The organism is Actinophytocola sp. (genome assembly GCF_036378875.1).
In the GTDB taxonomy this organism is placed as follows: Bacteria; Actinomycetota; Actinomycetes; order Mycobacteriales; family Pseudonocardiaceae; genus Actinophytocola.
On the sequence record NZ_DASUVO010000159.1, the window covers coordinates 33,434 to 46,183 of the forward strand.

The window sequence follows — 12,750 nt, forward strand, 5'->3', positions numbered from 1 at the left end:
CGAGCCGTGGGTGACCATCCTCATCCACGTTTGTCAACGCCACCGCCGGCCTGCTCATGGCCGCCTGAGCCGCCCCTCAGGCGGCCTCTCTCATGGACGGGTTCCGTCCACTTGACGGGTGAGCAAGGGCGCGACCTTCTCCGTGACCAACTCGAACGAGCGCACACGGTCGGCAAGGTCGTAGACCATCGTCGTCAGCATCAGCTCGTCGGCGCCCGTCTTGGCGAGCAGGTCGGTGAGCTGCCGGGTGACCGTCTCCGGGGAGCCGACGGCCTGGTCGCGCCAACGGTCCTCGACGAACGCGCGCTCCAGGTCGCTGTACGGGTAGGCGGCCGCCTCCTCGGGCGGCACGAGGGCCTCTGGCCGGCCACCGGTCCGCAGCTTCAGGAACGCGAGCGCCGACGGCCCGGCCAACCAGTGCGCCCGCTCGTCTGTGTCCGCGCAGACCACGTTCACCGCCACCTTCGCGTACGGCTCGGACAGCCACTGGGACGGCTTGAAGTGCGCCCGGTACAGCTCCAGCGCCGGCACCGTGTTGGCCGAGCTGAAGTGGTGCGCGAACGAGAACGGCAGCCCCAGCATCCCGGCGAGCTGCGCGGAGAACCCGCTCGACCCCAGCAGCCAGATGTCCGGCTCGTTGCCCTTGGCCGGGACCGCGTCGATCAGGTCGTTGTCGCCCTGGAAGTACCCGATGAGGTCGCGGAGCTCCTGTGGGAAGCCCTCGGCGGACAGGCCGGCCGTCGTGCGGCGCAGTGCCAACGCGGTCCGCTGGTCGGTGCCCGGCGCGCGGCCGACGCCCAGGTCGATGCGGCCGGGGTGCAAGGCCTCCAGCGTGCCGAACTGCTCGGCAACCACGAGTGGCGCGTGGTTGGGCAACATGACCCCACCGGACCCCACCCGGATGGTCGACGTCGACGCCGCCAGGTGGGCGATCAGCACCGCGGGCGACGAGCTGGCGATGGACGGCATGTTGTGGTGCTCGGCGACCCAGATGCGCCGAAAACCCAGCTCCTCCACCCGTTTGGCCAGCTCGGTCGTGTTGTTGAGCGCGTCGGTGGCCGTGGCGTCGCGGGCGGCGGGGGCCAGTTCGAGGACGGAGAGCGGTACCGGTGTCACATCCCGGCCAACCCGTTCGAATGGTGGTTTCTTCCCGCGCGCCCCACGGTTATGGTCTCCGCGCCACCCGCACCCAATGGAGGGCTCGCTGATGTCACTACGCCGCGCCGTTGTCGCGCTCCTGGTCCCGTTACTCGCCGTCGGACTGGTCGCGCCGCCGGCCGCCGCGGAGCGCGGACCGGAGGCCCTGCACTCGCTACGCGGGCCGGTCACCGACGAGAACTTCTACTTCGTGATGGCGGACCGGTTCGACAACGGCGACACCGGCAACGACCGCGGCGGGCTGGCGGACGACCCGCTCGTCTCCGGGTTCGACCCGACACGCAAGGGTTTCTACAACGGCGGTGACCTCACAGGCCTGCGGAACCGGCTCGACTACATCCAGGGCCTCGGCACGACCTCCATCTGGCTGACGCCGAGCTTCAAGAACAAGCCGGTGCAGCTGGAGGACGGCCCGTCGGCCGGCTACCACGGGTACTGGATCACCGACTTCACGCAGATCGACCCGCACCTCGGCACGAACGACGAGCTGGCGGCGCTGATCGAGGACGCGCACCGGCGCGGGATGAAGGTCTACTTCGACATCATCACCAACCACACAGCGGACGTCATCGGGTACACGGAAGGGGCACGCAAGGCCTACACGTCCAAGGACGTGGCGCCGTACACCACAGGCGGGGTCGTATTCGACGACCGGGACTACGCCGGCGGCTCGACGTTCCCGGCACTCGACGCGGCCACGTCGTTCCCGTACACGCCGGTGCTCGACCCGGCGGAGCAGAACCTGAAGGTGCCGGCCTGGCTGAACGACGTGACGCTGTACCACAACCGGGGCGACACGACGTTCGTCGGCGAGAACTCTCAGTACGGCGACTTCTTCGGCCTCGACGACCTGTTCACCGAGAACCCGCGCGTGGTCGACGGGATGATCGACATCTACCAGCGGTGGATCGCCGACTTCGGCATCGACGGCTTCCGCATCGACACGATGAAGCACGTCAACGACGAGTTCTGGCAGAAGTTCGGGCCGAAGGTCCTGAAGTTCGCGCAACAGCACGGCAAACGCGAGTTCTTCATGTTCGGCGAGGTCTTCGACACGACGAAGAGCTACACGTCGCACTTCACGACGACCGACCGCATGCAGTCCGTGCTGGACTTCCCGTTCCAGGCCGCGGCACGGCAGTTCGCGTCCGGCAGCGGCAGAACCGACGCGCTGGACTCGTTCTTCGCCGACGACGACTGGTACACCGACGCCGACTCCAATGTGTACGAACTGCCGACATTCCTCGGCAACCACGACATGGGCCGGTTCGGCGGCATGGTCGTGGCGGACAATCCCGGCGCGGGCGACGCGGAGTGGGTGAAACGCGACCAGCTCGGCCACGAGCTCATGTACTTCTCCCGCGGCAACCCGGTGATCTACTACGGCGACGAGCAGGGCTTCACCGGGCCAGGCGGCGACCAGGACGCGCGGCAGACCCTGTTCGCCTCGCGGGTGCCGGAGTACCTGGACGACGACCTGCTCGGCACCACGTCGACGCACGCGGTCGCGAACTTCGACCAGCGACACCCGCTGTACCAGACGATCTCGTCGCTGGCGGCGGTGGCCAAGCGGCATCCCGCACTGCGTGACGGAGTGCAGCAGAGCCGGCTGTCCGCCTCGTCGGCCGGGGTGTACGCGTTCTCCCGGGTCGACCGGTCGCAGCAGCGCGAGTACGTGGTGGCGCTGAACAACAGCGAGACGCCGGTGACCGCCGCGGTGCCAACCTATACAAACGGTCGTCCGTACAGTCGGGTCTACGGGTCCGGGCCCGCGCGGGTTTCCTCGGCGCGGGACGGGAAGCTGACCCTGACCGTGCCTCCACTGTCCACTGTGGTCTACGCGCTCGACGGACGGATCCCGCGCTCGTCCAGTGCGCCGGCGATCTCCCTGTCCGCGCCGGCGCCGGCGGCGCAGGGCCGGGTGGAGGTCGCGGCCACCGTGCAGGGCTCGTCGCTGTACGAGGTGACGTTCGAGGCACGTGTCGCGGGCGGTCGGTGGCGGCCGATCGGCACCGACGACAACGCTCCCTACCGGGTGTTCCACGACGCGTCCAACCTGGACCCGGGCACCTCGGTCGAGTACCGGGCCGTGGTGCTGGACAACGGAAACCACACGCGGACGAGCAACACCGTGCGGGGCCGCGTGCCCGCGCCACGGCTGACGATCGAGGCCCCGGTCGAGGGCGGCGGCGTGCGCGGCGTGGTCGAGGTCCGCGCGACGGCCGATCCGGAGAGGCCGTCGCACGTGGTGACGTTCGAGCGGAGCGTCGCGGGCGGTCCGTGGACGGTCGTCGGACGGGACGACACCTCGCCGGCCTACACGGTGTTCGACGACCTGGGCGCGTTGAACCTGGCGCCGGGAACCGCGGTGGCGTACCGGGCCTCACTGGGCGGCGCGCGGTCGGAGGTCAGGACGGTCCGGTATGCCGGGCCGCCCCTCGAGACCGCGGAACTGCGCTACTTCCGCCCGGCAGGCGACTACGACCAGTGGGGACTGCACATGTGGGGCGACGCGGTCGACCCCGCCGTGCTGGCGCAGATCGCGTGGGACAAGCCATGGCCGCCGACCAGGATCGAGAACGGCTGGGCGGTGTACGAGATCCCGCTGGTCGACGACACCAAGCCGGTGAACTTCATCATGCACCTGCCCAGCGGCGACCAGGTCCCGGAAACACGTGAACCGGGCGGCGACCGCTTGTTCCGCCCGATCGACACCCCGACGGTGTGGATCAAGCAGGGTGATCCGACGGTCTACCCGAGCCAGCCATGAGGAAAGGGCCCGCGACCGGGATGGTCGCGGGCCCTTTTCACCCCTACGGACGAAGAGACCGGGCTCAGGCCGCCTTGGTGCTCCTCGTCTCGGAGTGGTTGGCGCGGTATCGCCGCCACCAGGACTGGTGCGCTTGCTGTGCGCCACGCAGGTGCTCGAGCGTCGTGCCCGGATCGCCGACGGCGCGCTCGACCCGGTAGTCCATCTCCGCCCGCAGAACCTCAGGTGTCCAGTTCATTTCGATCTCCTCGTCCGGTCTTCCTGCTGATATCCGAAAGACTCGTCCTGAGGTGGGCATCCGGGCATCGGACGATCGCGCACGACCACCCCTTACCCGGCGGGTAAGGGATGGCCTGAGGACCTTAGGTAAGGAAGAAGTCCCTCAGTACCGGGGCCAGCGCCTTGGCCTTCACGAGGTGCGTCTGGCCGGGCAGCGTCGTGTGGGTGGCGTTGGGCAGCACCCTGGCCATGGCCGCCGCGCTGTTGCGCAGGTAGGCCGGGCTCTTGCCGCCGTTGCCGACCAGCGTGGGCATCGTCGCGGACGTCCAGCGGTCGGTGGGCAGCGGCCTGCCCTGCCGCAGCCCTTCCACCAGCATGAGGTCGTTGGGCAGCGTGTGCGCGACGCCCTTCAGCTTCTTCCACATCGGCAGCAGGCGCATGATCGCGACGACGAAACCGGGCACGTCGACGGACCGCATGAACGTCGCCACCGCGTCACCGCGCCGGTCATGGGCGATCAGGTCGCGCATGTCGTCCAGGGCGGACTCGGGAGCCGGCGCGTGCTGGTCGTCGGTGATGATCGGCGGTTCGTACATCGCGAGCTTGGTGGCGCCCACGCCCTCGTTGGCCGCTTCCAGAGCCAGCATCGCGCCGGACGACGACCCGAACAGGTACGCGGCCCCGCCGGCCTCCTTGACGAGGGTGGCGATGTCCTCGATCTCGCGTTCGGGCGTGAACTCGGCGTTGGGCGAGTCGCCCCGGCCGCGCCGGTCGTAGGCGTACACGGTGAAGTCGGTGGCCAGCTCCGCGGCGAGCGGGCGAGCGGGACCGGACGCCCGGGAGCACATCGCGCCGTCGACGATGATCAGCGGCGGACCGTCACCGGACACCTCGTAGGCGATCCTCGTGCCGTCCGCGGAAACAACGGTGTTCATGTCAGGTCCTCCGTGTTCAGCCAGGCCACCCAGGCCCGCTCGGTGTCGTCGGTGCTGTCGAACACGTGGTGGCACGCCATCACCGGACCGCGGAAACCCCTGAGGAAGCGGTAGATCGCGTTCTCCGTCCGGATGCCGATCGTGTCCTCGTTCTCGAAGTAGACGGTGCCGTCGACCAGGGCCAGGCCGGCCGGCGTGAACCGGACCTCATCGCCACGCCGGCCGATCGCGGTCATCAGCTTCGCCCTGGTGCGTGACCAGTCGGTGATCATCGGGCCGAACGCGGTGACCGGGGTGGCGACGCGGCCGGCGAAGTGGTCGAGGTAGGTGGCCAGGGTGTGGAAGAACAGGGCGTTGCCCTTGAGCATGGCGTCGTACTCGTCCGCCCAGTCGTCGCCCGGCAGGAAGCCGGCGGCCACCACACGCAGGACCGTGCTGCCCTGGCCACGGCCCTCGATGAGGAACTCGTAGCCGATGGACCGGCCGTCCTCGCCCTCCGAGCCGTACGCGAGACGCTTGCCTGGCTCCCATGCGGAGATCGTGTGCTCCGGGGTGTAGCCGCCGAACGCGGTCCGCACGACGTTGCCTGGGTCGACCTCGTTGCGGCCCATGAACCAGGAGTCGATGCCAGGGCCGGTCGCGATGGCGTCCCACACCTGTTCCGGGGTGGCGTCGACCCGCAGTTCCTCGACGCCCTCGAACTCATGCCCCATCGCCGGTCTCCTTGCTCGGGTGAACGGCGAGGACGAGCCGGTGCGAGCGGCCTCCCTCGGCCTTCTCGTCGTGGTACTTGCCGATGAGCGTGGTCACCGCGGTGGCCAGCTCCTCGGCGAAGGCGGCCCGGTCCGCGGCGTTGGCGAACCGGACCTCCCCCTCGACCGCGAAGGTCGCGACCTTCTTGTTGGCCTTGTCCGCGCCGGAGATGAGCGTCCCGACGTCCTTGACGAGCCGCGCGGCCAGCGCCAGCAGCCAGCGGGCACTCAACCGGTCCGGCGCCCGACTCGGGTCAGGCGCGACGGCGGCCATCGCGAGCGGCGAGATGACGTACGAGGAGGCCGTCGCGCGCAGGACACGCTCGGTCATGTTCCCCTTGCGCCGCTCCTCGACAAGCTCCACGAGCCCGTGCTTCTCCAGCGCCCGCAGGTGGTAGTTGACCTTCTGCCGCGGCAACCCGACCCGCCCCGCCAAGGAGGCCGCCGACCCCGGCTCCGCCAACGCGGCAAGCAACCGCACCCGAGTCGGATCAAGCGACACCTCAGCAGCCGCCGCGTCCTCGATCACCGCAATGTCGAACATGCCTCAACCCTGACACCGACAACACAACTTGTCAAGACAAAACTTTTTGTCGGCACGCGAGTCTCGCTTCCGGCCCCCGCGAGTCGCGCTCTCGGCCCCTGCGAGTTACGCGTTCGGCCACCCTGAGTTGCGGTTTCGGGTACACGGCGAGCGCGGGGTGCGTACACGAAAACGCAACTCGCCGGGGCTGAACGCGCGACTCGCGCGTTGTTAGGCGAAGGCTTGTCTTAGGGCCCGGGCCAGGGTTTGTGGGTCCACGTCGTGGGTTTGGTCTGGGAGTTCCTCGTGTGTGCCGTTCGGGAGGGTTTTCGCCAGGGTGCGGCCTGCCTCTCGCATCCAGGTCGGGCTTGCGCCGCCGGTCAGGACGGTGACCGGGATGGTCAGGGCGGACACCGCCGGGAGCTGGCCGTCGGCCATGACGGCGTTGTCGTAGCGGAGGGTGGGGGCCAGTGCTTCCATCGCCGGCCAGATCGGGGCCTGCCTGATGCCGGCCACGTGCTCCGGTGGGACGCCGACCGCCTCGATGAGGAACAGTTCGAGTGCCTCGCCCGGGTGGCCGGCGTCGATGGCCGCGGCCAGGCGGTCCGCGTGGTTCGGTGGGGTGGCCGGCGCGTTCAGGGGCGGTTCGTACAGCGCCAGGCGGGTGATCGGCACACCGGCCAGCGCGGCCCGCAGTGCCAGCACGGCGCCGGACGACATGCCGTAGACCATGGCTTCGCCGCCGGCTTCCTCGATGACCGCGGCCAGGTCCTCGATCTCCCGTTCGACCGCGTAGGGCGGAGTGTCACCGCTGTCGCCGCGGCCCCGGCGGTCGTACGAGTACGTCGTGAACCCGGTCAGGTGGGCCGCCACCCAGCCCGTCGAGCGCCGGTCGTTCAGCGCGCCGCCGACGCAGACCACGGCAGGGCCCGTGCCGACCCGGTCGACGGCGAGCATCGTGCCGTCCTTGGAGGTGACCATGGGTGAGCTACCTTCCAGGAGTGGTTGTTCGCCGCACCGACGAACGGCCACTCACCGGATCGACAGCTCACGTCAGGATCTGGCGGATCTCGATCATCCCGTACCGCGCCCACGGGTGGGTGGCGGCGATCTCGCGTGCCTCCGCCGCCGAGGAACACTCGATCACGGTCAGGCCGCCCATCTGTTCCTTCGTCTCGGCGAACGGGCCGTCGGTGAACAGGACGTCGCCGTCGCGGACGCGGACCGTGGTCGCCGAGTTCGGTGGGTGCAGGCCCACGGTGGTGACGAACCCGTCACCCAGCCCGGCGGTCCACGCCACGCATTCGTCCGAAATGTCCACCAGCGGTGTCGTCTCGTCGGCACACAGCAGGAGCAGGTACTTCATGGCCGCGATTGTGCCCCGATAGGTTTTCGGCATGGCGGGTAAGGGAACGCCGGCCACCGCGTTGCTGGTCAAGCAGAAGGTGGCCCACCAGGTGCACGAGTACGCACACGACCCCCGGTCGACGTCCTACGGGACCGAGGCCAGCGAGGTGCTCGGACTGCCGGCCGAGCGGGTGTTCAAAACGCTGGTCGCCGAGGTGGACGGGAACCTCACGATCGGGGTCGTGCCGGTCGCCGGGCAGCTCGACCTCAAGGCGCTCGCCGCGGCGGCCGGCGGCAAGAAGGCCAAGATGGCGGACGTGACGGCGGCCGAGCGTGCGACGGGTTACGTGGCCGGCGGGATCTCCCCACTGGGTCACCGCAAACGTTTGCCGGTGGTCATCGACAGCTCCGCGACCGGCTTCGACACGATCTTCTGCAGTGCGGGAAGGCGGGGCCTCGAGATCGAGGTCGCCCCAGCTGACCTGGTCAAACTCGCACAGGCCACCGTGGCACCCATCGCAGCTGGAGGACACTCGTGAAGCTCCCACGCCTGCTCGGCCTGGCGACCGCCGCGTACGGCGCGGCCATCTTCGTGAAGCCGGCCCTGTTGCTGAAACCGTCCGGGATGCCGACCGGCGACCAGCACCTGGACGCGGTCGTCCGCACGCTGGCCGTCCGCGATCTCGCCTCCGGGGTCGCGATGGTGGTGGCCCCGTCGCGCAAGGCGATGCGTGTCGCCATCGGGGTGCGGGTCGCGTCGGACGCCGGGGACGCCGTCGTGCTCAACCGCGCACTGGCCGGGCGGCCGGAGCGGAAGAAAATCCTCGCGGTGGCGGGCGGTTGGGGCCTGCTGTGCGCGTTGTCGGCGCTGTCCACCCGACGACGATGACGACGACGGTCGCCGTGTTCACCCGCGACCTGCGAGTGCGGGACAACCCGATGCTCGCCGGCGCGGTTCGCGGCGCCGAGCACGTGGTGCCGCTGTTCGTGCGCGACGACCGGGTCACGGCGGCCTCGGCCATCCGCACGCGGGTCCTCGACGCTGCACTGTCCGATCTGGACACCTCGCTGCGCGGGCTCGGCGGCCGGCTCGTGGTGCGGAACGGCGATCCTGTCACGGAGATCAGCCGGGTGGCGGCGGACGTGTCGGCGGCACGCGTGCACATCGCCGCCGATGTGTCGTCCTACGCGCAGGCTCGGGAGAAGGCGTTGCGGTCGGCGCTCTCCTGCCAACTGGTCGTGCACGACGACGTGCACACGGTGGTGCCGCCCGGCGCGCTCACCCCACCCGGCAAGGACCACTTCGCCGTGTTCAGCGCCTATCACCGGCGGTGGGCCGACCACGAGTGGCGCCGCCCGGTGAGCACGCCGAAACGCCTGTCGCTTCCCAGGATCCGGGCAGGCACGGTGCCGCCCGCGAAGGGCGGCGAGACGGCCGGACGTGCCCGGATGACGTCCTGGCTGCGCAACTCCGCCAAGTCCTATGCGGACACCCGCGACCTGCTGGCCGTCGACGGCACGTCCAGACTGTCGCCGTACCTGCACCTGGGTTGCGTGTCGGCGCTGGAGCTGGCGCGGCGGGCGGAGGAGAGGTCGCCGGAGTTCGTCCGCCAACTCGCGTGGCGGGACTTCCACCACCAGGTGCTGGCCGCGCGCCCGGACGCGGCACACGAGGACTACTGGTCACGCGGCGACCGCTGGCTCGACGACGACCACGCGCTGGCCGCGTGGTGCGCCGGCGAGACCGGCATCCCGATCGTGGACGCGGGCATGCGACAGCTGCTCGCCGAGGGTTGGATGCACAACCGCGCACGGATGATCGTGGCCTCGTTCCTGACCAAGACGCTGTACCTGGACTGGCGGGCGGGCGCGGCGCACTTCGCGAAGCACCTGCTGGACGGCGACGTCGCCAACAACTCCCTGAACTGGCAGTGGGTGGCGGGCACTGGCACCGACACCCGCCCGAACCGGGTCCTCAACCCGTTGCGGCAGGCGGAACGCTTCGACCCGGACGGCGAGTACGTCCGGCGTCACGTCCCCGAGCTGTCCACTGTGGATGACGTGCGGCGGCCGCCCGCCACACGTGGCTACCCACCGCCCATTGTGGACCTGGCCGAGGGTCGCGCGCGGTTCCTAGCCGCCCGAGGTTAGCGTCAGGATCTCCGGAACCACGAGCGGCCAGTTGCGGCGCGGGAACTCGTGCCCGGTGTCGGGCAGCACGACCAGCCGCGCGCCGGGAATCTCCCGCGCCAGCGCTTCCCCGTGCGGCAAGGGAAAGAGCGGGTCCTGGTCGCCGTGGATCACCAGCACCGGCACCGTGATCTCGCCGAGCCGGTGCCGCCACGAGCCGGAACCCGCTGCCGCGAGGTGGTTCTTCTGGCTCGACTCGTGGTTCTTCGTGCGGGACACGGCGATCGTGGCCACCGCGCGAACCTCCGCCTCGTCGAACGGGCCCTCGGCCACCGCGCGCTGGCTCTCGACGAGGTACGACACCACCGCGGCATCGTCGGCCCAGTCCGGTTCCGGCACGTCCACCAGCGACGACGGGCCCGGCAGATCGGGATCCCCCGGCCCAGCGGTCGTCGACATGGCCGTCAGCGACAGCACCCGGTCCGGGTGGTTCAGCGTCAGCAGCTGTGCCAGCGCACCACCCATGGAGATCCCCACGACGTGTGCCGCAGCGACTCCCACCTCGTCGAGCACCGCCGCCGCGTCGGTCACCAGGTCGTCACCCGTGTAGCCGGGTCGACCGGGTGGATAGCTCGGCGCGTCGCCCGTGTCCCGGTGGTCGTAGCGGATGACGTGCCGGCCTTCGAGCAAGCGGCAGAACCCGGGCTCCCACCAGTCCATTGTGGAACCGATGCCGGCGATCAGCAGCACGGCCGGCGCCGAGGGCGAACCGAACGTCGAGATCACGCCACCCTCCCCAACCTGGCCAGCAGCACGGTGAACGGCGACGCGCCGGCCGGTGCGGGGACCGGTGGTGCGAACGCACCTTCCGGCGCCGGGCCACCCGAGCGAGACAGCACGTCGGCCACGACCTCCGGCGCCGGTGAGTACGGCACTCCCGCGCCACGCGCGATGTCCCACCCGTGCACCAACGTCTCCGACAGGCTGATCTGCGCGATCACCCGGCCAGGCGTCGGGCCGAACGGGAACGGGTGCTCGGCCGCCAGCACCTCAGGGCGGCTGAACAACGTCAGGCACCGGTCGGCGGCGGCGCGGAACGCACCCGCCGGGTCGGTGCCCAGGTGGTCACCGTCCATCACGTCGTCGCCACCGTCGGCCGCCGCCGCGAACACGCGCAGGGCCGCGACCAGGTGGTTCGCCACCTCCCGGACGGTCCATTCGGCACACGGGCTCGGCGCGTCCCAGTCGGTCACCTTCACCAGCACAGTCTCGGTCGCGTCGTAAGCCTTCGCCAACAGCTCCACGGGAAACCTCCTCGATCCGTCTTGTGGCCCACCGACGAACGGGGATCGGCCGGATCGACACCTACGGCGAGGAAACTTCCGCGAGCCGCTTTGCGAGATACCGCTTCTCGACCTCCGACGTCGTCAGCGCCAGCGCGGCCCGGTACTCAGCCGCCGCCTCGTCGTGCCGGCCCAGTCGTCGCAGCAGGTCGGCGCGGGTCGCCGGCAGCAGGTGGTAGCCGGACAGTCCCTCCAGCGAGTCCACCATCTCGAGCCCGGCGAGAGGGCCGTCGGCCATCGCCACCGCGACGGCGTGGTTCAGCGCCACCACCGGTGACGGCACGTACTTGCGGAGCTGTCCGTACAGCGAGGCGATCTGTGCCCAGTCGGTCTCCGCCGCGGTCCGGGCCGTCGCGTGGCATGCCGCGATGGCCGCCTGCACCTGGTACGGACCTGGTGCGCCGAGCCGGAGTGCCGAGGACAGCAACACCTCCCCCGCCGCGATCTCCGCCGCGTTCCACAGTGTCCGGTCCTGCTCCTCCAGCGTGACGAGCTCGCCGGACGGCGACACCCTGGCCGGCCGGCGCGCGTCGTGCAGCAGCATCAACGCGAGCAACCCCATGGCCTCCGGCTCGTCGGGGAGCAGCGACACCAGCACCCGTCCCAGCCGGATCGCCTCCGCGCTCAGGTTCTGCCGCACGAGGTCCTCGCCGGTCGACGCCGCGTAACCCTCGTTGAACAGCAGGTACACCACGCCGAGCACCGCGCTCAGCCGCGCCGGCAGCTGCGCGGCGGGTGGCACGCGGTACGGGATGCCGGCGTTGCGGATCTTCCGTTTCGCCCGCACCAGCCGCTGCGCCATCGTCGCCTCGGGCACCACGAACGCCCGCGCGATCTCACTCGTGGTCAGCCCGGTGAGCGTCCGCAGCGTCAGCGCCACGCGGGCCTCGAACGCGAGCGCCGGGTGGCAGCACGTGAAGATCAACCGTAGGCGGTCGTCGGGAATCTCCTGCGGTGGTTCGCCTTCCGGCTGGATGAGGGCCAGCTCACGCAGCTTCTCCGCGCCGACCTTCTCGCGCCGCAACCGGTCCACGGCGCGGTTGCGTGCGGTCCTGGTGAGCCACGCGCCCGGTTTCCTCGGCACGCCGTCGCGCTCCCATGTGGACAGTGCGGTGGCGAAGGCGTCCGAGGCGCACTCCTCCGCGAGGTCCCAGTCGCCGGTCAGGCCGATGAGCGTGGCGACGACCTGTCCCCACTCGTCCCGAAAAGCCGCCGAGACGGCGTCCTTCACTCCCAGATCGGCCGCACCTCGACCATGCCATACCGCGCGACCGGATGGGCCGCGGCGATCTCCAACGCCTCGTCGAGATCGGCGCACTCGATCACGCACAGTCCGCCGATCTGCTCTTTCGTCTCGGCGAACGGCCCGTCGGACAACAGGATCTCGCCGTCCCGCACCCGTACGGTGGTCGCGTCCTCCGGCGGGTGCAGCACCTGGCCGTTCAGGAGCACGCGGCGACGCGTCATCTCCTCGGCCCACTCGACCGCGTCGCTCTCGGCGCACACGTCCTGAGAGGTGCGGCCGGAGCCGTCTTCCTCGCCGCCGATGAGCAACAGGTAACGCATGTCGGTC

The 12,750-nt window shown here is 70.2% G+C and carries 15 protein-coding genes; 4 read left to right on the forward strand and 11 right to left on the reverse strand.

Translation table 11 applies throughout. The features are described 5' to 3' along the window. Positions 1–90: 90 nt before the first annotated feature. Positions 91–1,116, reverse strand: a complete 1,026-nt coding sequence (locus tag VF106_RS44160; protein WP_330846034.1) for an LLM class flavin-dependent oxidoreductase — start codon at positions 1,114–1,116, stop codon at positions 91–93. A 91-nt stretch (positions 1,117–1,207) separates the two neighbouring features. On the opposite strand from VF106_RS44160, the gene VF106_RS44165 reads away from it, so the two are divergent. Next, on the forward strand, positions 1,208–3,928 hold the full coding sequence (locus VF106_RS44165) for an alpha-amylase family glycosyl hydrolase (RefSeq protein WP_330846035.1): 2,721 nt from the start codon (positions 1,208–1,210) through the stop codon (positions 3,926–3,928). 64 nt (positions 3,929–3,992) lie between these two features. Here VF106_RS44165 and VF106_RS44170 read toward each other — a convergent pair whose 3' ends face one another. From VF106_RS44170 to VF106_RS44195, 6 genes are all read right to left on the reverse strand, one after another. Further along, positions 3,993–4,166: a hypothetical protein gene (locus VF106_RS44170; protein WP_330846036.1), complete on the reverse strand. Its 174-nt coding sequence runs from the start codon at positions 4,164–4,166 to the stop codon at positions 3,993–3,995. Between the two features lie 124 nt (positions 4,167–4,290). Further along, complete coding sequence (locus VF106_RS44175; protein WP_330846037.1) at positions 4,291–5,082, reverse strand: alpha/beta fold hydrolase; 792 nt, start codon at positions 5,080–5,082, stop codon at positions 4,291–4,293. After that, entirely contained in the window at positions 5,079–5,795 is a 717-nt protein-coding gene (locus VF106_RS44180) for an SRPBCC family protein (protein WP_330846038.1), read from the reverse strand. Before VF106_RS44180 ends, VF106_RS44175 begins: the two co-directional genes overlap by 4 nt. Next, positions 5,785–6,378: an ArsR/SmtB family transcription factor gene (locus tag VF106_RS44185; RefSeq protein ID WP_330846039.1), complete on the reverse strand. Its 594-nt coding sequence runs from the start codon at positions 6,376–6,378 to the stop codon at positions 5,785–5,787. The genes VF106_RS44180 and VF106_RS44185 overlap by 11 nt, the downstream gene beginning before the upstream one ends. Positions 6,379–6,588: 210 nt before the next feature. Next, positions 6,589–7,338, reverse strand: a complete 750-nt coding sequence (locus tag VF106_RS44190; protein ID WP_330846040.1) for an alpha/beta fold hydrolase — start codon at positions 7,336–7,338, stop codon at positions 6,589–6,591. A 67-nt stretch (positions 7,339–7,405) separates the two neighbouring features. Then, a complete protein-coding gene (locus VF106_RS44195) occupies positions 7,406–7,723 on the reverse strand; it encodes a YciI family protein (protein ID WP_330846041.1) in 318 nt (105 codons plus the stop codon). A gap of 31 nt (positions 7,724–7,754) precedes the next feature. On the opposite strand from VF106_RS44195, the gene ybaK reads away from it, so the two are divergent. Genes ybaK through VF106_RS44210 form a run of 3 tightly spaced genes read left to right on the forward strand, consistent with a single transcriptional unit; the run spans position 7,755 to position 9,855 of the window. Next, positions 7,755–8,243 (forward strand): Cys-tRNA(Pro) deacylase, encoded by a 489-nt coding sequence (ybaK, locus tag VF106_RS44200; protein ID WP_330846042.1) that lies wholly within the window; start codon positions 7,755–7,757, stop codon positions 8,241–8,243. Then, positions 8,240–8,593 carry a hypothetical protein gene (locus VF106_RS44205; RefSeq protein ID WP_330846043.1) on the forward strand — a complete coding sequence of 118 codons (354 nt, stop codon included), beginning with the start codon at positions 8,240–8,242 and terminating at the stop codon, positions 8,591–8,593. The genes ybaK and VF106_RS44205 overlap by 4 nt, the downstream gene beginning before the upstream one ends. After that, entirely contained in the window at positions 8,590–9,855 is a 1,266-nt protein-coding gene (locus tag VF106_RS44210; RefSeq protein WP_330846044.1) for a cryptochrome/photolyase family protein, read from the forward strand. The genes VF106_RS44205 and VF106_RS44210 overlap by 4 nt, the downstream gene beginning before the upstream one ends. On the opposite strand, the gene VF106_RS44215 is transcribed toward VF106_RS44210, so the two are convergent. The 4 genes from VF106_RS44215 to VF106_RS44230 all read right to left on the reverse strand — a co-directional run bounded on the left by VF106_RS44215 (position 9,838) and on the right by VF106_RS44230 (position 12,743). Continuing rightward, on the reverse strand, positions 9,838–10,620 hold the full coding sequence (locus VF106_RS44215; protein WP_330846045.1) for an alpha/beta fold hydrolase: 783 nt from the start codon (positions 10,618–10,620) through the stop codon (positions 9,838–9,840). The genes VF106_RS44210 and VF106_RS44215 overlap by 18 nt on opposite strands. Then, positions 10,617–11,138: a TIGR03086 family metal-binding protein gene (locus VF106_RS44220; protein ID WP_330846046.1), complete on the reverse strand. Its 522-nt coding sequence runs from the start codon at positions 11,136–11,138 to the stop codon at positions 10,617–10,619. The genes VF106_RS44215 and VF106_RS44220 overlap by 4 nt, the downstream gene beginning before the upstream one ends. Positions 11,139–11,199: 61 nt before the next feature. After that, positions 11,200–12,414, reverse strand: coding sequence for an RNA polymerase sigma factor (locus VF106_RS44225; protein ID WP_330846131.1), 1,215 nt, complete (start codon positions 12,412–12,414; stop codon positions 11,200–11,202). Next, entirely contained in the window at positions 12,405–12,743 is a 339-nt protein-coding gene (locus VF106_RS44230) for a YciI family protein (RefSeq protein ID WP_330846132.1), read from the reverse strand. Before VF106_RS44230 ends, VF106_RS44225 begins: the two co-directional genes overlap by 10 nt. Positions 12,744–12,750 lie beyond the last annotated feature (7 nt).